This window comes from Mesorhizobium sp. M1004, from assembly GCF_040318795.1.
In the GTDB taxonomy this organism is placed as follows: domain Bacteria; phylum Pseudomonadota; class Alphaproteobacteria; order Rhizobiales; family Rhizobiaceae; genus Mesorhizobium.
In genome coordinates this window covers 19649-43095 of the sequence record NZ_JAMYNB010000019.1, presented here as the reverse complement: position 1 = coordinate 43095, position 23447 = coordinate 19649, and the positions used below count along the sequence as shown (strand labels likewise).

At 64.6% G+C, this 23447-nt stretch carries 17 protein-coding genes and 1 pseudogene; 11 read left to right on the top strand and 7 right to left on the bottom strand.

What is annotated here, in order from left to right; genetic code table 11:
* Window positions 1–23: 23 nt before the first annotated feature.
* The gene (locus tag NKH54_RS28630) at window positions 24–1058 is read right to left on the bottom strand and encodes an aldo/keto reductase (protein WP_023688867.1); all 1035 of its coding nucleotides are present in this window, start codon (window positions 1056–1058) and stop codon (window positions 24–26) included.
* A gap of 43 nt (window positions 1059–1101) precedes the next feature.
* Complete coding sequence (locus NKH54_RS28625; RefSeq protein ID WP_286458483.1) at window positions 1102–2283, bottom strand: MFS transporter; 1182 nt, start codon at window positions 2281–2283, stop codon at window positions 1102–1104.
* A gap of 123 nt (window positions 2284–2406) precedes the next feature.
* Here NKH54_RS28625 and NKH54_RS28620 point away from each other — a divergent pair.
* Window positions 2407–3314: pseudogene (locus tag NKH54_RS28620) on the top strand (LysR family transcriptional regulator).
* 51 nt (window positions 3315–3365) lie between these two features.
* Here the strand turns inward: NKH54_RS28620 and NKH54_RS28615 are convergent.
* The 3 genes from NKH54_RS28615 to NKH54_RS28605 form a co-directional block, all read right to left on the bottom strand.
* The gene (locus NKH54_RS28615; protein WP_023700208.1) at window positions 3366–4415 is read right to left on the bottom strand and encodes an aldo/keto reductase; all 1050 of its coding nucleotides are present in this window, start codon (window positions 4413–4415) and stop codon (window positions 3366–3368) included.
* Window positions 4416–4569: 154 nt separating this feature from the next.
* The gene (locus NKH54_RS28610) at window positions 4570–4824 is read right to left on the bottom strand and encodes a type II toxin-antitoxin system Phd/YefM family antitoxin (protein WP_023700209.1); all 255 of its coding nucleotides are present in this window, start codon (window positions 4822–4824) and stop codon (window positions 4570–4572) included.
* A gap of 89 nt (window positions 4825–4913) precedes the next feature.
* Entirely contained in the window at window positions 4914–5576 is a 663-nt protein-coding gene (locus tag NKH54_RS28605; protein ID WP_023700210.1) for a YggS family pyridoxal phosphate-dependent enzyme, read from the bottom strand.
* Between the two features lie 147 nt (window positions 5577–5723).
* Here NKH54_RS28605 and leuS point away from each other — a divergent pair, with 147 nt between their 5' ends.
* Complete coding sequence (gene leuS, locus NKH54_RS28600) at window positions 5724–8351, top strand: leucine--tRNA ligase (RefSeq protein WP_023700211.1); 2628 nt, start codon at window positions 5724–5726, stop codon at window positions 8349–8351.
* Window positions 8338–8934 (top strand): LPS assembly lipoprotein LptE, encoded by a 597-nt coding sequence (locus tag NKH54_RS28595; protein WP_023698237.1) that lies wholly within the window; start codon window positions 8338–8340, stop codon window positions 8932–8934. Before leuS ends, NKH54_RS28595 begins: the two co-directional genes overlap by 14 nt.
* Window positions 8935–9023: 89 nt before the next feature.
* Here the strand turns inward: NKH54_RS28595 and fsa are convergent, their stop codons facing one another.
* Window positions 9024–9680 carry a fructose-6-phosphate aldolase gene (gene fsa / locus NKH54_RS28590; protein ID WP_023698236.1) on the bottom strand — a complete coding sequence of 219 codons (657 nt, stop codon included), beginning with the start codon at window positions 9678–9680 and terminating at the stop codon, window positions 9024–9026.
* A gap of 90 nt (window positions 9681–9770) precedes the next feature.
* On the opposite strand from fsa, the gene NKH54_RS28585 reads away from it, so the two are divergent.
* The 4 genes from NKH54_RS28585 to NKH54_RS28570 all read left to right on the top strand — a co-directional run bounded on the left by NKH54_RS28585 (window position 9771) and on the right by NKH54_RS28570 (window position 16111).
* Complete coding sequence (locus tag NKH54_RS28585) at window positions 9771–11954, top strand: primosomal protein N' (protein WP_023704948.1); 2184 nt, start codon at window positions 9771–9773, stop codon at window positions 11952–11954.
* A 280-nt stretch (window positions 11955–12234) separates the two neighbouring features.
* The gene (locus tag NKH54_RS28580; RefSeq protein ID WP_353029451.1) at window positions 12235–14439 is read left to right on the top strand and encodes a TonB-dependent receptor; all 2205 of its coding nucleotides are present in this window, start codon (window positions 12235–12237) and stop codon (window positions 14437–14439) included.
* Between the two features lie 8 nt (window positions 14440–14447).
* On the top strand, window positions 14448–14828 hold the full coding sequence (locus tag NKH54_RS28575) for a hypothetical protein (RefSeq protein WP_155923622.1): 381 nt from the start codon (window positions 14448–14450) through the stop codon (window positions 14826–14828).
* Window positions 14825–16111 (top strand): MFS transporter, encoded by a 1287-nt coding sequence (locus tag NKH54_RS28570; RefSeq protein ID WP_352514889.1) that lies wholly within the window; start codon window positions 14825–14827, stop codon window positions 16109–16111. Before NKH54_RS28575 ends, NKH54_RS28570 begins: the two co-directional genes overlap by 4 nt.
* A gap of 11 nt (window positions 16112–16122) precedes the next feature.
* Here NKH54_RS28570 and NKH54_RS28565 read toward each other — a convergent pair whose 3' ends face one another.
* Window positions 16123–17289: an MFS transporter gene (locus NKH54_RS28565; RefSeq protein WP_352514888.1), complete on the bottom strand. Its 1167-nt coding sequence runs from the start codon at window positions 17287–17289 to the stop codon at window positions 16123–16125.
* Between the two features lie 118 nt (window positions 17290–17407).
* Between NKH54_RS28565 and NKH54_RS28560 the strand changes: the two genes are divergently transcribed.
* From NKH54_RS28560 to NKH54_RS28545, 4 genes are read left to right on the top strand one after another with little or no spacing between them, the layout of a single operon-like run.
* Window positions 17408–19192 (top strand): IucA/IucC family protein, encoded by a 1785-nt coding sequence (locus tag NKH54_RS28560; RefSeq protein WP_353029450.1) that lies wholly within the window; start codon window positions 17408–17410, stop codon window positions 19190–19192.
* The gene (locus NKH54_RS28555; protein WP_023726132.1) at window positions 19189–20253 is read left to right on the top strand and encodes a GNAT family N-acetyltransferase; all 1065 of its coding nucleotides are present in this window, start codon (window positions 19189–19191) and stop codon (window positions 20251–20253) included. Before NKH54_RS28560 ends, NKH54_RS28555 begins: the two co-directional genes overlap by 4 nt.
* On the top strand, window positions 20250–22070 hold the full coding sequence (locus NKH54_RS28550; RefSeq protein ID WP_353029449.1) for an IucA/IucC family protein: 1821 nt from the start codon (window positions 20250–20252) through the stop codon (window positions 22068–22070). The genes NKH54_RS28555 and NKH54_RS28550 overlap by 4 nt, the downstream gene beginning before the upstream one ends.
* Window positions 22067–23401: a lysine N(6)-hydroxylase/L-ornithine N(5)-oxygenase family protein gene (locus NKH54_RS28545; RefSeq protein WP_023668667.1), complete on the top strand. Its 1335-nt coding sequence runs from the start codon at window positions 22067–22069 to the stop codon at window positions 23399–23401. Before NKH54_RS28550 ends, NKH54_RS28545 begins: the two co-directional genes overlap by 4 nt.
* The last annotated feature ends 46 nt before the right edge of the window (window positions 23402–23447 follow it).

Genomic DNA, 23447 nt, shown 5'->3' with positions numbered 1-23447 from the left:
TTGGCAGCTTCAACGTCGTGCGATCACACCGCAGGCGGGTTCAGTCGGGCGAAACCTTCCTGGCGGCGATAAGGGAAGTACGGGTAGGGCGCGGTCACTTCGCTTGCGGCGTCGAGCTTTTTGACCTGCTCCGGCGTCAATGCCCAGCCGACGGCGCCGAGGTTCTGGCGCAGCTGTTCCTCGTTGCGGGCGCCGATGATGACCGAGGACACGGTCGGGCGCCGCAACAGCCAGTTGATGGCGATCTGCGGCACGGTCTTGCCGGTCTCTTCAGCCATCGCATCAAGCGCATCCATGACCCGGTAGAGATGTTGGTCCGCGACCGGCGGGCCGAAATCGGCGGTGTCGTGCAGCCGGCTCTTTTCCGGCAGGGGCTGGCCGCGGCGGATCTTGCCGGTCAGGCGGCCCCAGCCGAGCGGGCTCCACACCAGCGCGCCGATGCCCTGGTCGATACCGAGCGGCATCAGCTCCCATTCATAGTCGCGACCGACCAGCGAGTAGTAGACCTGATGCGCGGCGTAGCGCGGATAAGCATGCTTGTCAGCTTCCGCCAGCGATTTCATCACCTGCCAGCCGGAGAAGTTGGAGACGCCGACATAGCGCAGCTTGCCGGCGCGCACGAGGTCGTCCAGCGTCGACAACACCTCCTCGATCGGCGTGCCGGCATCGAAGGCGTGCAGCTGCAACAGGTCGATGTAATCGGTGCCCATGCGCTTCAGGGCGGCGTCGACGGCTTTGATCAGCCGCGAGCGCGACGAGCCGTAGTCGGCCGGTCTGTCGCCCATCGGCAGCGAAGTCTTGGTCGAGATCAGCACCGCGTCGCGGCGGCCTTTGATGGCTTCGCCAAGCACTTCCTCGGAGGCGCCGTTCGAATAGACATCGGCGGTGTCGAACAGATTGACGCCGGCCTCGAGGCAGATGTCGATCAGCCGCCGCGCTTCCTTGGCATCGCTGTTGCCCCAGGCCCCGAACAGCGGCCCGGAGCCGCCGAAAGTGCCGGCGCCGAAAGAGAGTGCGGGCACTTTCAGGCCCGATGCGCCGAGACGTCGATAATCCATTTTATGCTCCTTGATGATGTCGAAGAAGGATTGCGCGTGATGCTCATGACTGGGCGCAGACCGGCACCCCGATTGTGGGGGCGCGATCGAGGCGCAGCGCCAGGGCAGCGACGCCAAGAGCCGCGACCGGCAGCAAAGCGGCGATCCAGGTTAGTGAGCCGAGGCCGAGGTCATGGGCAATCACCGCGCCGCCAAGCCAAGCGCCGGCGGCATTGCCGAGGTTGAAGGCGGCGATGTTGAAGGACGAGGCGAGGCTCTGGCCCGCGCCTTGCGCCTTTTCCAGCACCCACATCTGCAGCGGCGCCACGGTGGCGAAGGCGGCGGCACCAAGCAGGCCGACATAGATGACGGCCAGGATTTGGCTGTGGACGGCGAAGGTCATTGTGGCCAGCACCAACGCCAGCACCACGAGGCTGCCGAGCACCGCCGGCACCAGCCAGCGGTCGGCGACCTTGCCGCCAAGCAGATTGCCGGCGATAAGACCGCCACCGAAGACGAGCAGGATCGGCGACACGGCGGCTTCCCCAAAACCGGTGATCTCGGTGAGCAGCGGGGCGATGTAGGTGAAGACGGCGAAGACGCCGGCATAGCCGAGCACGGTGGTGGCGAGGCCGAGCAGCACCGGCGTGCGGCGCAGCACTGCGAGGTCGGCGCGCAGATTGGTCTTCTCGGGCGCTTCCTTGCTGCGCGGCACCAGAAGCAGGATGACGGCAAAGGCTGCCAAGCCGACCAGGGTTACGGCCCAGAAGGTGGCGCGCCAGCCGAAGGTCTGGCCGAGCCAAGTGCCGAAGGGCACGCCGAGGATGTTGGCGATAGTCAGGCCGGTGAACATCAGCGCGATCGCCGAGGCTTTCTTGTTGGGCGCGACCAGGCCGGTGGCGACCACCGAGCCGACGCCAAAGAAAGTGCCATGGGCAAAGGCGGTGATGATGCGGGCGCCCATCAGCGTCCAGTAGTCGGGGGCGATCGCACAGGCGAGGTTGCCGAGCGTGAAGATCGCCATAAGGGCCAGAAGGACGGTCTTGCGGGGCCAGTTGCCGGTGGCGATGGTCAAAAGCGGCGCGCCGATGACGACGCCCAACGCGTAGCCCGAAATCAACTGGCCGGCGGCCGAGATCGAGACTCCGAGATCTTTGCTGACATCGATCAGCAGCCCCATGATGACGAATTCGGTGACACCGATGCCGAAGGCGCCGGCAGCGAGGGCGTAGAGAGCAAGAGGCATGGCGGTTTCCAGTTCGAACTCGATGAACGCGACCAGACCCGCGCCCCGACCGCAGAGATCGTGTTGCCATGCCTTGTGAACCAGACTTGCCTTGGGCATATTTCCTGTGAAATAGATTCACAAATGGCCAGACCCGATATCAACCGTTCCGGCGAGATCGAAGTGTTCGTCCGCGTCGTCGAGGCGGGCAGTTTCTCGGCTGCGGCTCGTTCGCTGCGTATGACACCGTCGGCGGTGAGGAACTGATCGCGCGACTGGAGGCAAGGCTCGGCGCGCGGCTGGTCACGCGCTCGACGCGCAAGCTGCAGCTGACGCCGGAAGGGACGGCGTTCTATGACAGCGGGGTGCGCATCCTGGCCGATATGGCGGCGGCCGAGCGCGAGGCGGCCGTGGGTGCCGCGCCGCGCGGACGGCTGCGCGTCAACTCCTATGTGCCCTTCGGGGTGCATCGGCTGATCCCGCTGCTGCCTGATTTCCTCGAACGCTACCCCGGGATTTCGGTCGATCTGGTGCTGACCGACAGCGTCATCGATTTGATGGCTGAGCGTGCCGACGTCGCCATCCGCGCCGGGCCGCTCGGCGAGTCGCGGCTGGTGGCGCGCAAGCTCGGGCAAAGCCGGATGACAGTCGTTGCCGCACCGTCCTATCTCAAGACGCATGGCACGCCGCTGGTTCCAGCAGATCTCGACCGGCACAATCGCATGGCTTTCGGCTTTGTCCGGCATGTCGATGGCTGGTCGTTTGTCGATGCAACCGGGAACGCCGTCATGGTGCCGATCACCGGAAACACGCTGGTCGGCGATGGCGAGTCGATGCGGTTGATGGCGGTCGGCGGCGCCGGCATCGCCCGGCTGGCACACTGGCATGTGGCCGATGACATCGCGGCGGGGCGGCTGACGGCGCTGCTGGAGGATTTCAATCCGGGCGACGAGGAGCCTACCCACGCCGTCTATGTCGGCCAGGGCCGGCATTTGCCCGCACGGGTGCGGGCGTTTCTCGACTTTCTGGTCGAGAGCGTGCGGATGAGCTGAAAAGACGTTGGGGAGCCAGATGACCCCCCAAGCATCAGGCGACAGCGATGACTATTTCTTCGGGGTGAACGGCGCCGGGCGGCGACCGGCGCCCTGACGCTCCAGCATCCAGCCGGGATATTCGGCCGGCAGCGCGCTGACCTCATCCAGTTTGGCGAGATCGTCGGCGTCGAGCTTCACCTCGGCCGCGGCTAGGTTCTGCTCGAGCTGCTCCATGCGGCTGGCGCCGATGATGACGCTCATGACGAAAGGTTTGGCCAGGACATAACCGAGCGCGACCGTAGCGACGCTGACATCGTGCTTTTTGGCGATGTCGCGCATGACGGCGACGGCTGCCCAGGCGCGGTCCTCATCGACCGGCGGGAAGTTGAAGGCGGCGCGGCGGCCCTCGCCATTGCCGGGCGCGCCGGGACCGTATTTGCCCGACAGCAGGCCGCCGGCCATCGGCGACCACACCATCAAGCCGAGCTTCTCCTCGTTGATGAGCGGCACGATCTCACGCTCGAGATCGCGGCCGGCGATCGAGTAATAGGACTGGATGGTCTCGAAGCGGGAGAACCCCTTGCGCTCGGCAATGCCCAGAGCCTTGGCGATGCGCCATGCCTGCCAGTTGGAGACGCCGACATAGCGAACCTTGCCGCTGGCAACCAGGTCATCAAGTGCCCGTAGCGTCTCGTCGATCGGCGTCACCGTATCGGTGCCGTGCAACTGATAGAGGTCGATATGGTCGAGCTGCAGCCGCTCCAGGCTGCCCTCGACCGAATCCATGATGTGGCCTCGCGAAGAGCCGCGCTCGTTCGGGCCCTGGCCCATGGCGCCATGCACCTTGGTGGCAATGACGACGTCCGAGCGCTTGACGCCGAGATCCCTGAGCGACTGGCCGAGCAGGCGCTCGGACTGGCCGAAGGAGTAGACGTCGGCGGTGTCGAAGAAATTGACGCCGGCGGCGATCGAACGGCCAACGATGTCGTTGACGCCCTTCTGGTCGAGGCTGGCGATCAGACCCCATTGGGCATTCTCGCCGGCGGCGCCGAAGGTCATTGTGCCGAGGCAGAGTTCGGAGACGAACATCCCCGTATTTCCGAGTTGATTGTAGCGCATGGTGGCAGCTCCAGAAGATTTGGTGATTACGCAAAGCAAATAGGAACGGTACGTTTCGTTTCCAGTGGTGGCGTAATCGACCGGATGCATCTGGCCCCATAGAACTCGTCAACCGTGGCGAGATGCGCGAGGCGATGTTTGTGTCGAAAATCTATCAGAATTCCACGGGTCGGATCATCGTCTCTGAGCGGCGGTTGACCTCCTCGACGAAATCGTCGTCCCATGCGGGACCGGAGAGGAGATATTCCGCAAGCGAAGGCTTTGCGCCGATCAGTTGGTCATAGTCATCAGGAGACAACACGACGGCAGCTGGCTTTCCGCGCAAGGTGATGGTTTGCGGCCCTTCTTCGCGCGCCTGTCGCACAAGCTTCGAAAGATTGTTTCGTGCGTCCCTGAGGTGCCAGTCCAAGAAGAATAGTCCTCGCTAACTCGGCCGGATGTGCTCGATACATTAGCTCGAAAAATCGGGGATCGACAGGTGTCTCGCGAAGCCGACGACTACCGGCTCCCAAAAATCGCCGAGCCGACCCGGACGCTGGTGGCGCCGAAGGCGATCGCGGTCTCGTAGTCGCCGGACATGCCCATCGACAGTTTGGCGACGCCGGCCTCCTTGCCGAGCTTTTCCAGCAGGGCGAAATGCGGGCCGGGATTCTCGTCCGCCGGCGGGATGCACATCAGGCCTTCGATGGCGAGGCCGTGGACATCGCGGCAGCGGGCAACGAAGGCAACGGCGTCGCGCGGCTCGATGCCGGCCTTTTGCGGCTCCGAGCCGGTATTGACCTGGACATAGAGTTTTGGTGCACGGCCTTGCCTAGCGATCTCCTTGGCGAGTTCGGCGGCGATCTTCTCGCGGTCGACGGTCTCGATGACGTCGGCGAGCGCGACGGCTTCCTTCGCCTTGTTCGACTGCAGCGGGCCGATCAGATGCAGCTCGATGTCGGGGAATTCAGTTTTCAGCGCCGGCCATTTGCCTTGCGCCTCCTGCACCCGGTTTTCGCCAAAGACGCGCTGGCCGGCCTCGATGACCGGGCGGATGGCGTCGGCCTCAAAAGTCTTCGACACAGCAACCAGCGTCACGGAGCCGGCGTCGCGGCCGGCCTCGCGCTCGGCGGCAGCGATCCTCGTCCTGACGGCGAAAAACTGTTCGACGGCGCTCGCCATGCCTATATCCTGCCTGTCTTTCTAGCCCTCGCCGGCTCACCGCAGTTGACGGGTCCGGCAATCCATGGTGAACACCGCCACGACATTTACCTTGGCCACCGGGCCTTGTCCGGCGGTCTGCGCCTGCTTTTAAGTGAAAATCATCCGATGGCAACCGAACGATACAATCCGCGCGCGTCAGAGCCCAAATGGCAGAAGGCCTGGGCCGAAAAGAAGCTGTTCGAAGCGCAGAACGACGACCCGAAGCCGAAATACTACGTGCTGGAGATGTTCCCCTATCCCTCGGGGAAGATCCATATCGGCCACACCCGCAACTACACGATGGGCGACGTGGTGGCGCGCTACAAGCGGGCCAAGGGTTTCAACGTGCTGCACCCTATGGGCTGGGACGCTTTCGGCATGCCGGCCGAAAATGCGGCGATGCAGAACAAGGTCCATCCCAAGGAATGGACCTACGCCAACATCGCCGCCATGCGCGAACAGCTCAAGATGATGGGCCTGTCGCTGGACTGGACGCGTGAGTTCGCCACCTGCGACGTCGACTATTACCACCGCCAGCAGATGCTGTTTCTCGATTTCGTCGAGAAAGGGCTGGTGACGCGCAAATCCTCCAAGGTCAATTGGGACCCGGAGGACATGACGGTGCTCGCCAACGAGCAGGTCATCGACGGGCGCGGCTGGCGCTCGGGCGCGCTGGTCGAACAGCGTGAGCTGACGCAGTGGTTCTTCAAGATCACCGATTTTGCGCAGGACCTGCTGGACTCGCTGGACGGCCTCGGCGAATGGCCGGAAAAGGTCAAGCTGATGCAGCAGAACTGGATCGGCCGCTCGGAAGGGCTGCTGGTCCGCTGGCCGCTGGCTGCTCCGGTTGGGGACACGCACGAGCTGGAAGTCTACACGACCAGGCCCGACACCATTTTCGGCGCCTCCTTCATGGCTGTCGCCGCCGACCATCCGCTGGCCAGGAAGGCCGCCGAGACCAATGTCGAACTGGCCAAGTTCATTGACGAAATCAGACATATGGGCACCTCGGTGGCCGCGCTTGAGACGGCGGAGAAAAAGGGCTTCGACACCGGCATCCGCGTCGTTCATCCGTTCGACGACTCGTGGACGCTGCCGGTCTATGTCGCCAATTTCGTGCTGATGGAATACGGCACCGGCGCCATATTCGGCTGCCCGTCGGGCGACCAGCGCGACCTCGATTTCGCCAACAGATACGGCCTGCCGGTGATCCCGGTGGTGATGCCGGAAGATGCCGACGCCAAGACCTTCCAGGTCACGGAAGAGGCCTATGTCGATGACGGCGTGATGATCAATTCGCGTTTCCTCGACGGCCTGAAGCCGGAGCAGGCGTTCGACGAGGTGGCAAAGCTCCTGGAGCAGAAGACCATCGGCGGCCGGCCAATGGCGGAGCGCAAGGTGAACTTCCGCTTGCGCGACTGGGGCATTTCGCGTCAGCGCTACTGGGGCTGCCCGATCCCGATGATCCATTGCGAGGATTGCGGCGTCGTGCCGGTGCCGAAGGCCGACCTGCCCGTCAAGCTGCCCGACGACATCGAGTTCGACCGTCCCGGCAATCCGCTCGACCGCCACCCGACCTGGCGGCATGTGAAGTGCCCGCAATGCGGCAAGGATGCGCGCCGCGAGACCGACACGATGGACACGTTCGTCGATTCGTCCTGGTATTTCGCGCGCTTCACCGCGCCCTGGGCCAATGAGCCGACGGAGCCCAAGGCTGCCGATGACTGGCTGGCCGTCGACCAGTATATTGGCGGCATCGAGCACGCGATCCTCCATCTGCTCTATTCGCGCTTCTTCACCCGCGCCATGCGCGCGACCGGGCATCTCGACCTGGCCGAGCCATTCAAGGGCCTGTTCACGCAAGGCATGGTGGTGCATGAGACCTACCGCGTCGGCGGTGCGTCGAACAATGGCCGCTGGCTGTCACCGGCTGAGGTCAAGATCGAGGATGTCGGCGGCAAGCGCCGCGCCATCGAGATCGCCACCGGCGAAGAGGCGGCGATCGGCTCGCTCGAAAAGATGTCGAAGTCGAAGAAGAACACGGTGAGCCCGGAAGACATCACCGACGGCTACGGCGCCGACACCGCGCGCTGGTTCATGCTGTCGGATTCGCCGCCCGAACGCGACGTGGAATGGACCGACGATGGCGCCGCCGGCGCGCACCGTTTCATCCAGCGTGTCTGGCGCCTGGTGTCGATCGCCGCCGAGACGCTCGATGGCGTCAAGCCACAGGCGGCGCAGGATGGCGAGGCCGGTGCCGTTTCCAAGGCCGCGCACAAGATCCTGAAAGCGATCGGCGAGGATATCGAGAAGCTCGGCTTCAACCGGGCCATCGCCCGCATCTACGAACTTGCCAATGCCTTGAACACGCCGCTCAACGACGTTGCCGAGGGCAAGGCCGATGCGGCGCTGAAAGGCGCCTGCCGCGAGGCGGTGGAGATCCTTGTGCATGTGGTCGCGCCGGTCATGCCGCATCTGGCCGAAGAGTGCTGGCACACGCTCGGCGGCACCGATCTGGTCGCCGAACGGCCATGGCCGGTCTACGACCCGGCGCTGGTGGTCGACAACGAGATCGTGCTGCCGGTTCAGGTCAACGGCAAGAAGCGCGGCGATTTGACAATTGCCCGCGACGCGGACCAAGGTGCGGTCGAAAAAGCGGTTCTGGCTCTCGACTTCGTGCAGAAAGCGCTGGAAGGTAAGGCGCCCCGCAAGGTGATCATCGTGCCGCAGAGGATCGTCAATGTCGTTGCCTGATTTCAAAAAGACGGGGCTTGACTTCGGAAAGACGACGCATGTGCTGCGCCGCACCGCGCTCTGCGGGCTGGTGGCCTCGATGACGCTGGTTTCGGCCTGCACGGTCAGGCCGCTCTATTCGAGCGCGCCGCTGACGGCAGGCTCGACTGTCAGCGCGTCGGCGGAGCTTGCCTCGATCGCGGTCAAGCCGGTCAAGACCCGCTATGCCCAGCAGGTCCGCAACAATCTGATCTTCGCCTTCGGCCAGGGTGCCGGCGAAACGACGGCACCGGTCTACATGCTCGATCTCGGCGTCACCGAACTGGTCGAATCGGCCGCGGTGGTGCAGATCCAGACCGACGAAGACGAGCCGACGGCAGGCACGGTGACGCTGACCGCAAACTATGTGCTGACCGATGCCAGGACCGGCGTGGTGATCGCAACCGGCAAACGGTCGATCCCATCATCCTTCGACAAGCCGACGCAGGAGTTCGCCTCCTACCGGGCACAGCTCGACGCCGAGAACCGCGCCGCGCGTGAACTGGCTGAAATGGTGAGCCTGTCGGTCGCCCAGGACTTGGTCAGGCACGGCAAGAAGGCCTGAGCATTCCCTGGCGCTGCCAACTAGACTTTTAGCAGTCCGCAACAAAAAGGCCGGTTTCCCGGCCTTTTTTCGTTTGTATCGAACCGATCTCAGCCGATCTTCTGGCCGGTCTTGGCCCAGTCGGCAGCGAACTGATCCAGGCCCTTGTCGGTCAACGGGTGCTTGACCAGCGCCTTCAGCGTCGCGGCCGGCGCGGTAACGACATCGGCGCCGATCAGGGCTGCCTGCTTGACGTGGTTCACGGTGCGAACCGAAGCGACGAGGATCTCGGTGTCGAAATCGTAATTGTCGTAGATCTGCCGGATCTCCTGGATCAGTTCCATGCCGTCCGCGCCGGTATCGTCGACGCGGCCGACGAAGGGCGAGATGAACGAGGCGCCGGCCTTGGCCGCCAGCAGCGCCTGGTTGGCCGAGAAGCACAGCGTTACATTGACCATGCGGTTCATCTCGGTGCGGATCGTCTTGCAGGCGCGCAGGCCGTCGAGCGTCAGCGGCACCTTGATGCAGACATTGTCGGCGATCTTGGCCAGGATGTTGGCCTCGGCCATCATGTCCTTGTATTCGACCGCAACAACCTCGGCCGAAACCGGGCCCCTGACGATGTCGCAGATCTGCTTGGTGACCTCGGCGATCTTGCCGCCGGATTTCAGGATCAGCGAGGGATTGGTGGTCACGCCGTCGAGCAGCCCCAGGTCGTTCAGTTCCTTGATGTCCTTGATGTCAGCGGTGTCGACAAAAAATTTCATGGGGGTCTCCTGAAAGATTTCCATGTGCATGCCATGCACATTCGAGGTTGCCCTTTGATCTAGACCAAAGTCGGGGCAAGGTCACGCCCGATGATCGAAGATTCGCCCTTTGTCGCAGCCGCGCCGGTGCTGGTGCCGATGCCGGCCGAACGCCCCTACACCTACGCTGTGCCTGCCGGCGTGCGCGTGGTGCCGGGCTCGATCGTGCGCGTGCCGCTCGGTCCGCGCCAGGTTGCCGGCATCGTCTGGGATGGTGCGGTCGAGAATATCGACGCCAAAAAGCTGCGCCCGATCGAACAGGTCTTCGACTGCCCGCCGATCGACCGCGGCATGCGCCGCTTTGTCGACTGGCTGGCGCAGTACACGCTGTCGCCGCCCGGCATGGTGGCGCGCATGCTGTTGCGCGCGCCGGAGGCGTTCGATCCCGAACCATGGATCGAGGGCCTGCAGCGGACCCTCGTCATGCCCGACCGGATGACGGATGCCAGGACGCGCGTGCTGGAGACGGCGGAAGGGGGGCTTGCCTGGACGCGATCCGGCCTGGCGCACGCGGCGGGCGTGTCGTCGACGGTGGTCGAGGGGCTCAAGGCGCAAGGCGTGTTCGAAACGGTGATGATCCCGCCTCGACCGGTGGTCGCCGCGCCCGATCCCTCCTACGCCATGCCGGAGCTGATGCCGGACCAGGCAGACGCGGCCGCCATGCTGCGCGCCAATGTCGCGGCCGCTGCTTTCAACGTCACGCTGCTCGACGGCGTCACCGGTTCAGGCAAGACGGAAGTTTATTTCGAGGCGGTGGCGGCAGCCCTCGACCAGGGCAGGCAGGTGTTGATCCTGCTGCCGGAGATCGCGCTGACGCATACCTTCCTCGAACGCTTCCAGCAGCGTTTCGGCGCCAAGCCGGCGGAATGGCATTCCGACCTGCCGCCCCGAATGCGCGAAAAGGTCTGGCGGCAGGTGGCGGAAGGCGGCGTGCGCGTCGTTGCCGGGGCGCGTTCGGCGCTGTTCCTGCCGTTCCGCGAGCTCGGGCTGATCGTCGTCGACGAGGAGCACGACCCCGCCTACAAGCAGGAGGATCGCGTCTTCTACAATGCGCGCGACATGGCGGTGGTGCGCGGCCATATCAGCGGCTTCCCGGTGGTGCTGGCGTCGGCGACGCCATCGGTCGAAAGCCGGGTCAATGCGCAGCAGGGCCGCTACAGCAGGGCGGTGCTGTCGGCGCGCTTTGCCGAAGCCGCGCTTCCCGATCTCAAGACGATCGACATGCGGCGCGCGCCGCCGGCCCGCGGCGGCTTTCTGTCGCCGCTGCTGATCGACCAGATGCAACGTACGCTGGAGAAGAAGGAGCAGTCGCTGCTGTTCCTCAACCGGCGCGGCTATGCGCCGCTGACGCTGTGCCGTGTCTGCGGCCACCGCTTCGGCTGCCCGGTTTGTTCGGCCTGGCTGGTCGAGCACCGCTTTCGCGGCCAACTCGTCTGCCATCATTGCGGGCACAATGAGAAGCGGCCGGAGGCTTGCCCGGAATGCGGCACGCTCGACCATCTGGTCGCCTGCGGGCCTGGCGTCGAGCGGATAGCTGAAGAAGTCGTGGCGCATTTCCCCGACGCGCGCACGATCGTCCTGTCATCCGATTTGATGGGTGGAGTGCGCCGGCTGCGGCTGGAGCTCGAGGCCATTGCCAATGGCGAGGCCGACATCGTCATCGGCACGCAGCTGGTCGCCAAGGGCCATAACTTTCCCAACATGACGCTGGTCGGTGTCGTCGATGCCGATCTCGGCCTCGCCAATGGCGATCCCCGCGCCGCTGAGCGCACCTTCCAATTGCTCAGCCAGGTGACCGGCCGCGCCGGCCGCACCGGCAAGAAGAGCCTCGGCCTGCTGCAGACTTTCCAGCCGGACCATCCGGTGATGCGGGCGATCGTCTCGGGCGATGCCGAGGCCTTTTACGAACGCGAGATCACTGAGCGCGAACGGGCAGCCCTGCCGCCCTTCGGCAGGCTTGCCGGCGTCATCGTCAGTGCGGTGACGCGGGCCGAGGCCGAAGGCCACGCGCGCGGCCTGCGCCGTGCAGCACCCCAGGCCAGCGACCTGTTCGTGCTCGGTCCGGCCGAGGCGCCGCTGTCGCTGCTCGGTGGGCGCCATCGTTTCCGTTTGCTGATCCAGGGTGAAAAGCGCGCCGACATCCAAGGCTTCATCCGCACCATGCTGGCCGAAGGGCCGAAGCAGCGCGGCTCGGTCCGCGTGCAGGTCGACATCGATCCGCAGAGCTTCTTGTAAGCACAAAGGCTGACGCCGCCGCCGGCCGCCCGTAAGCCGTTTGTCAAGAAAACTCAGCATCTTAGTGCCGGCTAAAATGCGCGCCGTTCATGTACCCGGCTCTCATCCGTTCGCTGACTAATCCTGATTTGAAAAGCCACAAAATAAATGTTGACTCGTTTTATCATGAATTATAACTGGGCCTTTCCGCTCTGGCGCTGGGGACCAGGGCATGGATGGGGACAGCATGCGCAGATTTTTCAGTACGCTTCTTTGGTCATCGGGTTTGGGTTCGTCGATTATGGCAGGCGCGGCATTTGCCCAGGAAACCGCTCCGACAGACCAGCAGGGAGCCACCGTGCTCGACCAGATCCTGGTCACCGGCCGCAATGAAAGGTCGATTTCCAGCGTCGCCCAGTCTGTCCAGGTCGTGGAACAGGAACAGGTCGAGGAAGCAACGCAGGAAAATATCGACGCCGCGACCCTGATCAGCCGCATCGTCCCCGGCTACGCGCCACGCAACCAGACCATTTCCGGCGCTTCGGAAACCTTCCGCGGGCGCAGCGTTCTCATCATGGTCGACGGTGTGCCGCGCAACACACCGCTGCGGGACGTCTCACGCATCCTGTCGATGATCGACCTGAATTCGGTCGAGCGCATCGAAGTCATCAATGGCGCGTCCAGCCTTTATGGCGCCGGGGCCACCGGCGGCACGATCAACTTCATCACCAAGCGCGGCGATAGCGACAAGCCGAAGGTGACAGTGCGCACCGGCGTCACCGCCTTCACCGAGAATCCCGGCAAATCGGCCGGGCCCAGCACCAGCGTCTCGGTCGAGGGCAAGAAAGGCGATTTCGACTATTTCTTCTCGGCGTCCGGCGATCTGTCGCGTCGCACCTATGACGGCCACGGCAACGAGGTGGCTTCGGACGCCATGCTTGGCCAAGGCGGCGGCGACCGCACCGGCACGGGCAATCTGTTCGGCGTGGCCGGCTACCAGTTCGATTCCAGGCGCTTCGAGGCCAGCGTCGACTGGACCTATGCCAACCAGAAGCCGGACTGGTTCACCGATTACACGACCAATCCCGTCTCCCCGGATTTCGGCGATCCCTATGAAGGCAAGCCGCTGAAGGAAGATTCGAAATATCTGACCGCCAAATACACCGACAGCGACTTCGCGCTCGGAAACCTCGAGGTCAAGGCGTTCTACAACGACATCTTCAAGCAGTCGCCCTTTACCAAATTCTCGGCCGTCAACAGCCAGGTGTATTTACCGACGAACCCGACGCGGCCGGTGATCCTGCCGCCGGGTACGGACCCGACCGCCGACTTCAACCAGACGGCGCTGCAATCGCGGCGCAGCGGCGTCAACCTGACCGTCAACACTCCGATGGACTTTATCACTCAGGGCAGCACGCTGACCTGGGGCGCCGACCACGTCTTCGATGCCACCGATCAGCAGCTGACCAACGGCCAGGACGCCATCTCGCCCACGACCCAGAACTCGGTCGCCTTGTTTGCGCAGGGCGAAATTCCGGTGACGGATCGCTTTCGCATCAGCGGCGGCGCGCGCTACGACCAGTTTTATCTCAACGTTGAAGACTTCACCCGGCCTGCCGCTGCCGTTCTGCTAGGCCGGAACATTATCGGCCTGCCGGCGATCCAGGTGACCGGCGGCTCGTTCGACTACGACGCCGTCACCTTCAACGCCGGCGCCGTCTACGATCTGACCGAAAGGATGCAGCTTTTCGGCAATTTCTCGCAAGGCTACAGCCTGACCGACATTGGCGGCTTCACCCGCCGGGCCGGGTTGAACTCCAACGCCGAAACCTGCGACGCCTATGGCACCGCCATCCGGCCGCTGCTGCCGTGCACCAACGCGCCGGATTACGCGATCAGCTATGCCGATATCGCGCCTGAACCCCAGCTGGTGAACACCTGGGAAGCCGGTCTGCGCGGCGACTGGGGCGACTATCGCGGCGGCGTCAGCGCCTATCTGTCGACCTCGGACAACGGCGTCAGCTACGACATCGTCAACAACCGGGTATCGCAGCAGAAGGAACGCATCTGGGGCGTGGAAGCCAATCTCGAGGCAGATCTCAGCGGCATGTTTACGCTGGGCGGATCGGTCGGCTATGTCGAAGGCAAATACGATGCGGATCACGACGGCCACATCGAAGCTAACGAGTATCTGCCGAACAACCGTATCCCCTCGACCTACAAGGGCCTGGTCTATCTCACCACCCGTTTCGAGAACGAGCTGACCCTGCGCAGCGAGTTGGAGCTGTTTTCCGGGCGCGACCGCATCGCCACCCAGGACCTGGACGGCGCTGCGCTGGTCAATCTCGCCGTATCGAAGACGTTCGCCAATGAAAGCGTGCTGAACCTTGCCGTGCGCAATGTGTTCGACACCTACTACATCAACCCTTCCGCATCGGCGACGCGCGGCGCCGACGTTCCGGGGCTGGGGCGTTCGGTCGCTCTGTCCTACCAGATCACATTCTGAGGGCGGCGATGGCGGTGTCTCTCCAACGAAACGGTGCATTGGTCTCGCTGCTGGCAGAAGCGCCCGCCGATCCGGCGGATGGCGCGCGCTATATCGAGGCGCTCGGCCGCCTTTCGCAGGAACTAGAGCCGTTCGTGCTGCTGGTCGATATCGGCATCGAGATCGCGCTGAGCGACGCCCAGCGCAAGGCGCAAAACCTCTGGTACAAGGCGGAACGCGAGCAGCTCGAAAAGATCTGTCGCGCCTGCGCACTGGTGCGCACCGCCGCCGACGAGAACATGCAGCGCGTCTGGCAAAGCCTGTTCGGCTTTCCAGTGCTCGTCACCCGCAGCCGGGCGGAGGCCGGCGCCTTCCTGAACGGTTACGCACCGAAGGACTATGTCAAATGAGCGGCGACACAGACCGGCCGGCGCCCGCCGGGCTTTCGCGCCTGCGGCTTTTCGTCGTTCTCGCCTGCCTTTATCTGGCGCAGGCCATCCCGAGCTATCTGTTTGCCGCGACGATCCCGCCGATCCTGCGCGAGCAAGGCGTGTCGCGCACCGCCATCGGCATGATGGCGCTGCTGATGCTGCCGCTGGTGCTGAAATTCCTGTGGGCGCCGCTGGTCGATCACTTTCGGCCAGTGGCCCGCGCCCATCGCGCCGGCTGGGTCATCATCACCCAGATCGGCGTCATCGCCGGCATCGCGGCCATGCTTTGGATCGAGCCGACCGATGTCGCCGGTATCTTTGCCGTCGGCCTTGTCGTGAGCCTGTTGATGTCGACCCAGGACATCGCCACCGACGGCTACGCGGCCAAATATCTCGACCCGAAGGACAGGCCGATCGGCAATGCGATCCAGGGCGGCGCCGTCGCGCTCGGCGTCGTTCTCGGCGGCACGCTCGGCCTGTTGGTTTATCATCATGCCGGCTGGCAAACCATGGTGGCCATGGTGGCCGCGCTGTCCGTCATCCCGCTGTTTGCTGCCTTCGCCATGCGCGAGACCGATCCCGTCGCCAGCGCGCTGCAGGCGGCCATCGACCGCCCCTCGATCCTGCGTTTCCTGCGCCGGCCCGAGGCACGCCAGATCCTGTGGATCGCGCTCATCTACCGCGCCAGCGAGGGGCTGGTGAAGTCGATGGAAGGCTCCTATCTCGTCGATGCCGGCGTGCCGCTCGACATCATCGGTTATCTCTCGGGCGGCGCCGCGCTCACCGTCGGGCTCGGCGGCTCGGCGCTGGCGGCATGGCTGCTGCACAAAAGGGGCGCCGCCTCGGTGCTCGGCCTGCTCGGCGCGCTGCGCACCATCTGCTTCCTGATCTTTGCACTGCATGCTTTCGGCGCTATCGCCGGCTTCTGGCCGATCTTCGGCGCCTCGTTCCTGCAGACGCTGGTGCGCTACATGGAGATCGTGGCGCTCTATAGCCTGTTCATGGCCGTGACGTCGTCGGACCAGCCGGGCACCGACTTCACCATCCTGTCCTGCGCCCAGCTTATCGTCTACCTCGTCGGCTCCATGCTTGCCGGGCGCCTCGCCGACATGCTCGGCTACTCCGCGCTGTTCACCCTGGCGACCGTGCTGTCGGGCATCGCCGTGGTGGCGACCTATCGCATGTTGAATGCCCATTTCGCCGATACCGCAAAAGCCCAACCGGGTACTCCGATGCCGCCATTGCCGGAGCTCGCCGAATGAGCGCGGTTTGGCTAGTGCTTGCGAACCATGGCAGCGAGACAGGCAGCGGCCAGCGCCAGCGCCGCGCAGTCGGCCAGCGGCGCAAAGGGCCAGAGCGTGAAGGCAAAGCCGCCGGCCAATGCGCCGATGCTCTGGCCGAGCACATGGGTGCTGGTGAGCCAGCCGGCCGCCGCGCCCTGCTCGCCGGGCTCCAGGCGCTTCATCAGCCAGGCGGTGTAGCCGGGTGTCGCCAGGGCAATGCCGGCCGCCGCCACCACCAGAGACGCTGCCGAGGCAACATGGCTGGCCGTGACGGCCAGCGCCGTCATGCCGACGCAAACCATGAGACAGCCGACGACGACGCTGTTGCGCTCCGCCAGCCGCAGGCGCGCCATGAGCAGTCCCTGGACCAGAACCATGACGATGGCGACCAGCATCAGGGCCAGGCCGGTCACCGTCGTGGCCTGCGTCGCACCAAGGCCAAAACGCTGCTGGGCCATCGGGCCGAGCATCATCTGCACCTGTCCGAAGCCGAGCGTCAGGCACAAGCCCATCGCCAGGCAAGGCAGAGCGCGGCGATCGAAGGGCGATATTCCACGGCCAACGTCGGCCGCCCTGCCGTCGGTCCGTCCGCCGGCTTCCCCTTTGCCCCGCGCGAGCCACAGCAACAGCGGGCTGAACAGGAACAGGATGGGCGGCAGCAGCGGCGACAGGACGGCAGCCGTTGCCGCCAGCGCGCCGGCCAGCCGCCCCATGCTGACGCCGGCGCCAAGCAGTCCCAGCGCGGCCTGTCGCCTGTCATCGGCAACCGAGCGGCTGGCCCAGACCTGCGCCGTCGGCATGACGCCGGACGCGGCAAAACCGTACACGGTTCGCGAAAGCATCAGCAAAGCGATGCCCAGCGCGGCTCCCGTGCCGGCTATCAGCAGAATGGCGAACACCGCCTGGCCGGCCAGCATGGCGAGGCCGAGCAAGCGCAGCAGCCTGGCATGGCCAAGCCGCTCGCCCATGCGACCCCACAGCGGCGAGCCGACCAGAAAGGCCGCCGCGCCGACAGCAGTTGCCGCGCCGATGGCAAACGTGTCGAGCCTCAGCCGCTCCATCACCAGGGGAACGAGCGATACGAAGGCCGACTGGCCGAAGCCGATTGCCGAGACCGCGATCGCCAGGCGGCGCAGAAGCGAAGATCGATTTTTCATACCGGTCGTCATAAGACTAAGCTTATTTCTTGTTTATAATAGTTAATCAACATAAATGTTTAAAGACGACGACTTATAGATGTAATCTGCAGTATTATTAGGATTTATCGAGATGCACATGGAACAAGTAGGACCAGAATCTTCCTCTGCATTAAGCCCGTTACTCAACGCGTTGCTGCGGGAATGGAATGGCTGGGAATTCGTCGACGCCAGGCAAACCGCGCTGTTTCGGCCGCAGGCAGCCGTGCTGCGTCTGAATTTCCCTGCCTCGCGCGCGGCGGTGCTCGTCGAAGCGCGGCATCGCTCGAAGGTCGGTTACCACGATTTAGCGATGCCGCTCTGGCGCCTCGATAGTAACGAGGGGGCCGATGGCGAAGCGACCGAGATCGACCTTTTCAGCCTTTTGGCGCTGATCCTGGCGGATCCCGACATTGCCGGCCGGGCGACAGCGAAAAGCCGACTGACCTTCCTGCGCCGCAGCCTGGCCAGCATCGCCGCAATCGCTGACGCGACTGCGGCGCGTGGATCGTCGCGGCCCTTCTCCGAAGGCGATCCTGATTTCATCGATGCCGAAAGCGCCCTGCGCTTCGGCCATGCCGTGCATCCGGCGCCGATGAGTCGCGAAGAGTTCACGCACACGGATTCCGCGCGCTTCGGGCATGAATACTGCAATGCGTTCAAACTGCGCTGGTGGGCCGTCGACCCGACCATCCTCACTGGAGGCAGCGTCGAGCCGCTAGATGTCACCGAGATGGTCCGCGGGCTTGCCGCCAGCGATCCGCAGCTGCTTGCTCGGGCTGGCAAGCAACAGGGCAAGGTTCTCGTTCCGATGCATCCGTGGCAGGCCGTACGGCTCGTGCTGGAAGACCCCGTCGAGCGCCTGTTTCGCGCCGGCCGTATCGTCGATGTTGGGCTCGGCGGACCAGCGTGGCGGGCCACGACCTCGCTGCGCACGGTTCATTCAGCTGAAGCCGAGTGGATGCTGAAATTCTCGCTCAGCCTGCGCCTGACCAATTCCAGGCGCATCGTCGAGGAGCATGAGTGCCGGCGCGGCCTTTCGGTGCACCGGCTGGTCAAGGGCAAGCTCGGCTATGCCTTGCAGCGGCGCTGCCCGACCATGACGGTGCTGGGTGAGCCCGCCTGGTTCGGCCTGCGTGACGAAGACGGCCGGCTGATGACGGATACCATCGTCTCGTTTCGCGAAAATCCGTTTCGCGGCACGGGCAATCCGTCGGCTGCCGTTCTCGGCGCGCTTTGCGAGCGCCATCCCGGCCGTACCGAAAGCCATCTGTCCGACCTGGTCCACCGTATCGCCCGCGACGAGAAGCGACCTGTCGAGGAAACGGCGCGTTTGTGGTTCGAGCGTTTCCTTCATGCTGCCATCGAGCCGTTTATCGTTGCCTTCTCGGAATTCGGCCTGCTGTTCGGCGCCCATCAGCAGAACCTCGTCGTCGGCCTCGCCGGCGGCTGGCCGAATGCGCTCTATTTTCGCGACTGCCAGGGCACCGGTTATGTCGAGGAATTCCTGCCCAGGCTGCGCGAATTCCTGCCCGAGGCCGGTCAGGCGGGCGATCATGTCTTCCCAGCGGAAGCGGCCGCGAAGCTGTTCGGCTACTATCTGGTCGTCAATGGCGCTTTCGCCGCCGTCGCAGCCCTTGCCGCCGCTGGCCTCACCAACGAAGACGATCTGCTGGCGATATTCCGCCGCTCGCTCGAGCGGCTGGCCGCCACGCCGATGGCTGACCGGTCCTGCGTCGACTATTTGCTCAACGCGCCGACGCTGGCTGCCAAGGGCAATTTCCTGATCGCGCTGCGCGACATCAATGAGAACACCGAGGTGACCGATCCGCTGGCCGGTTACGTCGAGCTTCCCAACCCCCTGTATGTGAGAGAATACGCATGAACATCGAGGCTGCGAAAAACTGGTCACCCGCCACCGTCGCCGGCAACGAAGGATGGCAGCATCTGGCCTCGGCCGCGGAGCCGCTCGCCATTTGTGCCGGCGATGGCCATGTCAGCCTGGTCAACGCTGAGGGAACAGCGGTGGGACAGGCCCGCATCTCCATCGCGGATGGCCGCCTGCTCATCGATGACGTCGCGTTCACGGGAGGCCGTCTCGATCAGCCGCAGGTCCTGGCGGGCCTCGTCGACGCGGCACTGTGCCTGCATCCTACCTTCGACCGCGCCTTCCTGCCGGCGGCCAAGACGCTGTGGCCGGTTTCGGCGCTGGCCACCGAGACGGCCGCAGGCGAACCGGAGCGCGCCGTCATTCATCGCTCGGTCCTGCGCCAGCTGCCGCTGCTGTGGCGCAGCCAGGCCTCGCATGTCACCTATCCGGCATTGACGACCGCTATCGGCCCGGAAGACCGGCTGCCGCCATTGCGCCAACCGCGCCCCTGCGGCCCGATGTACGAACGCTGGATTCCGGAAATCGGCCTCACCGTGTCGCTGCGGCCGATCGACCGCCGGACCGATCTCGACCTCTTCCATCGCTGGATGAACGATGGCCGCGTCGCCTTCTTCTGGGAACTTGCCCAGAGCCATGAGGATCTCGACAAATATCTCGCCGAGCAGGAAAGCGATCCGCATATTTTCGGCGTCATCGCCAGCTTCGACGGCGAGCCGACCGGCTATTTCGAGTTCTACTGGGCCAAGGAGGACCGGCTCGGGCCCTATTATGAGCCGCACGACTGGGACCGCGGCTGGCATGGGCTGATCGGCAATATGCGCCATCTCGGCCGGCCGAAGACGCTGTCACTGTTCCGCTCCGTCACCCACTATCTGTTCCTCGACGAGCCGCGCACGCAGCGCGTCGTCGGCGAGCCACGCGCCGCGCACCAGAAGATGCTGAGCTATTGCGCCGGCGCCGCCTACGACAAAGTCAAGGAGTTCGACTTCCCGCACAAGCGCGCGGCGCTGGTCTGCTGCGAACGCGAGCGCTTCTTCCGCGAGGTGCCGCTGTGACGGTGCAGCAACCGATTGCCAAAGCGGGGGAGGCGACACGCTGGGCCGCGATCAACCGCGACGCCGTCGCCAAGGCCATTTCCGAACTGACCTTCGAGGAGTGCCTGTCGCCGCGCGAGCTTTCGCCCGGCCGATGGGAGCTGACGCCCGGCCCCGGCGTGACCTATCGCTTTGCCGCGACGCGGCGCCTGTGGGGCCAGATCGCCATCCGTCCGGAGACGCTGACTCGCGACGCCGGCATCGAGCTGCCGGTCGACGATGCGGTCGCCTTCTTCGCCGACGCGCGCGAGACGCTCGGCATGTCGCCGGCAACATTCTGCACCTATGCGAAGGAGCTTTACAACACGCTGATGGCCGACATGCGGATCGCCAAGGCACGCGGCAATCGACCGGCCGCCGATCTAGCCGCGCTGCCGGATACCGAGTTGCAGGCATTGCTCGACGGCCATCCGAAGGCCCCTGCCAACAAGGGACGGCTTGGCTGGGGACGGGACGACTTCGAGCGCTACGCGCCAGAATCGGCCACCGCATTCCAGCTCTTCTGGCTTGCCGCCGCCAGCGATCGCTGCCTGCTGGCGCTTGACTGCGGGCTCGACGAAGAGGCGCTGCTGCAGGCCGCACTCGGCGACTACGAGCGCGCAAGGCTCGAAGCGGCTTTCAGCGCCGCCGGGATCTCGCGATCGACGCATAGGCTGCTGCCGGTCCACCCCTGGCAGTGGCAGGCGATGATCGCCTCGCAATATGGTAGCGAGATCGCCGCCGGCCGGCTGGTGCCGCTTGGCCAGTTCGGCGATCCGTTCCTGCCCTTGCAGTCGCTGCGCACGCTTGCCAATGTGGCACGGCCCGAGGCGCTGCACGTCAAGCTGCCGCTGACCGTCCTCAACACCTCAGCGTGGCGCGGCGTGCCGGGCAAATACATGGCGATCGGCGCCGATCTGTCGCGCTGGCTGGCCACGGTGGCGGCCGCGGACCCGGTGCTCAAGGACGTCAAGGTCTTGCAGGAAGTCGCCGGCGCCTTCTATCCGCATCCGCACTATACCGGCGTTGAAGGCGCGCCCTATCAGTTTTGCGAGATGCTGGGCGCCATATGGCGCGAAAGCCCCGAAAAGGATCTGACAGCGGGCCAGCGGCCGATGATGATGGGCGCCCTGCCGCAGCGCGACGCGCATGGCAGGCCGATCGCCAGCGCCCTGATGGAGCAGTCCGGCCTTGGTCCGGAGGCATGGCTCGATCGCCTGTTCTCCACGGCCTTCGTGCCGCTCTACCACTTCATGTGCCGTTACGGCGTCGGCTTCATCGCCCATGGCCAGAACGTCACCATCATCCTCGACGGAGCGACGCCTCTCGGCGTGGCGGTCAAGGATTTCCAGGGCGACCTCGATCTCGTCGACCAGCCGTTTCCCGAACTGGCCGGCCTCGACCCCAAAATCCTGTCGACGCTGAAGCGCCGGCCGCCGGCACATCTTCTCCAGCATCTGCAAACGGGACACATCGTCAGCGTTCTGCGCTTCCTATCCGAGGCGCTGGCCGCCTATGACCGCTTCGACGAGAGGACTTTCTACGCCATCCTGGCCGCCGCCATCCGGCGCTACCAGGCGCAGAACCCGGATCTGTCGGAACGGTTCGCGCTCTTCGATCTGTTTGCTCCGAAGATCCCACGCATCGCCATCAACAAGGTGCGCTTCGCCATCGGCTACGGCGACAGCGGCGAACGCCCTCTGCCCGACCTTGGCACACCGCTCGACAATCCGCTTAACCCCGAGTCAGCCCGGCGATCTCCCATCAGCCCAGCCAGCTCCATAAGGAGTTCGCCATGACCCATACGCTTGACCTCGCAGGCATCGGCATCGGGCCGTTCAATCTCAGCCTCGCCGCCCATCTCGATGCGGTGGACGGCGTCGAAGCGCGCTTCTTCGATCGGGCGACGCGGCTCGAATGGCATCCGGGCATGATGCTGCCGGGCGTCGAACTGCAGACATCCTTCCTCAAGGATCTCGTCACCGCGACGCATCCGACCAGCCCATGGTCGTTCATGTCCTATCTGGTCGCGCAGAAGCGGTTCTATGAATTCCTCAACGCGGATTTCTCAGCCATCCCGCGGCCGGAATTCGCCCGCTATCTCGGATGGGTCGGCGAGAACTTGTCTTCGCTGCGCTTCGCCAGCGCCGTCGACCGGATCGACTTCGACGGAACGAATTTCAGGCTGCGTATCGGCCGCGAGCAGGTGAACGCGCGCAATCTCGCCATTGCCGTCGGGCTGGTGCCTAACATCCCCGCCTGGGCGCGGGCGGCGGCCTCCGATCAATGCTTCCACAACGCCCAGGCCGCCAACCGCCTCGATCGCCTGAGCGGACAGCGTGTCGCCGTGATCGGCGGTGGCCAGAGCGGCGCCGAAGTGCTTCTGCATCTGATCTCCTCCGACGGCTTCGCCGGCCGCGAAATCGAGTGGATCTCGATGCGGCCGAATTTCCTGCCACTGGACGACTCGCCTTTCACCGACGAACTCTTCACGCCGGGCTATGTCGAAAACTTCCATCGGCTGCCGCAAGGGCGGCGCGAGACGATCCTGGAACAGCAGCTGCTTGCCGGTGACGGCGCATCGACGAGCACGCTGAAGGCGATCTATCGCCAGCTTTACACGCTGCGGCACCTCTCGGAGGAAACGACGGCGGTCAACATGACGCCGCACCGCGAAGTGCTGAACGTGACGCGGGAAGGCAGCGAATACCGGCTGATCATGCGCAACGGCTTCGACGGCGCCATCGAGACGCGCACCGTGGATGCGGTGGTTCTGGCCACCGGCTATGCCTTTGCCATTCCTGATTGCATGGCACCGCTCATGAACAGGATCGCGCTGGACGAGCGCGGTCATTACAGGCTCAACGCCAGCTTCGAGGTCGAATGGGACGGGCCCGACGACCGCCGGATCTACGCGCTCAATGCCGGCCGGCTCAGCCATGGCATAGCCGAGCCGCAGCTCAGCCTGATGGCTTGGCGCAGCGCCAAGATCGTCAATTCGCTGCTCGGGCGGGCACAGTTCGATCTCGATCTGCCCGATCCGCCGGTTGCCTGGAGTTCAAGGCACACGATACAAAGCCTGCATCATCTCGGCGCCAATGCGAGGATGACCGAATCGGGCGCCCGGTGATGTTTGTGGAGGCGGGCCGAAGAGCGTGGTACGGCGCGCGTTAAGG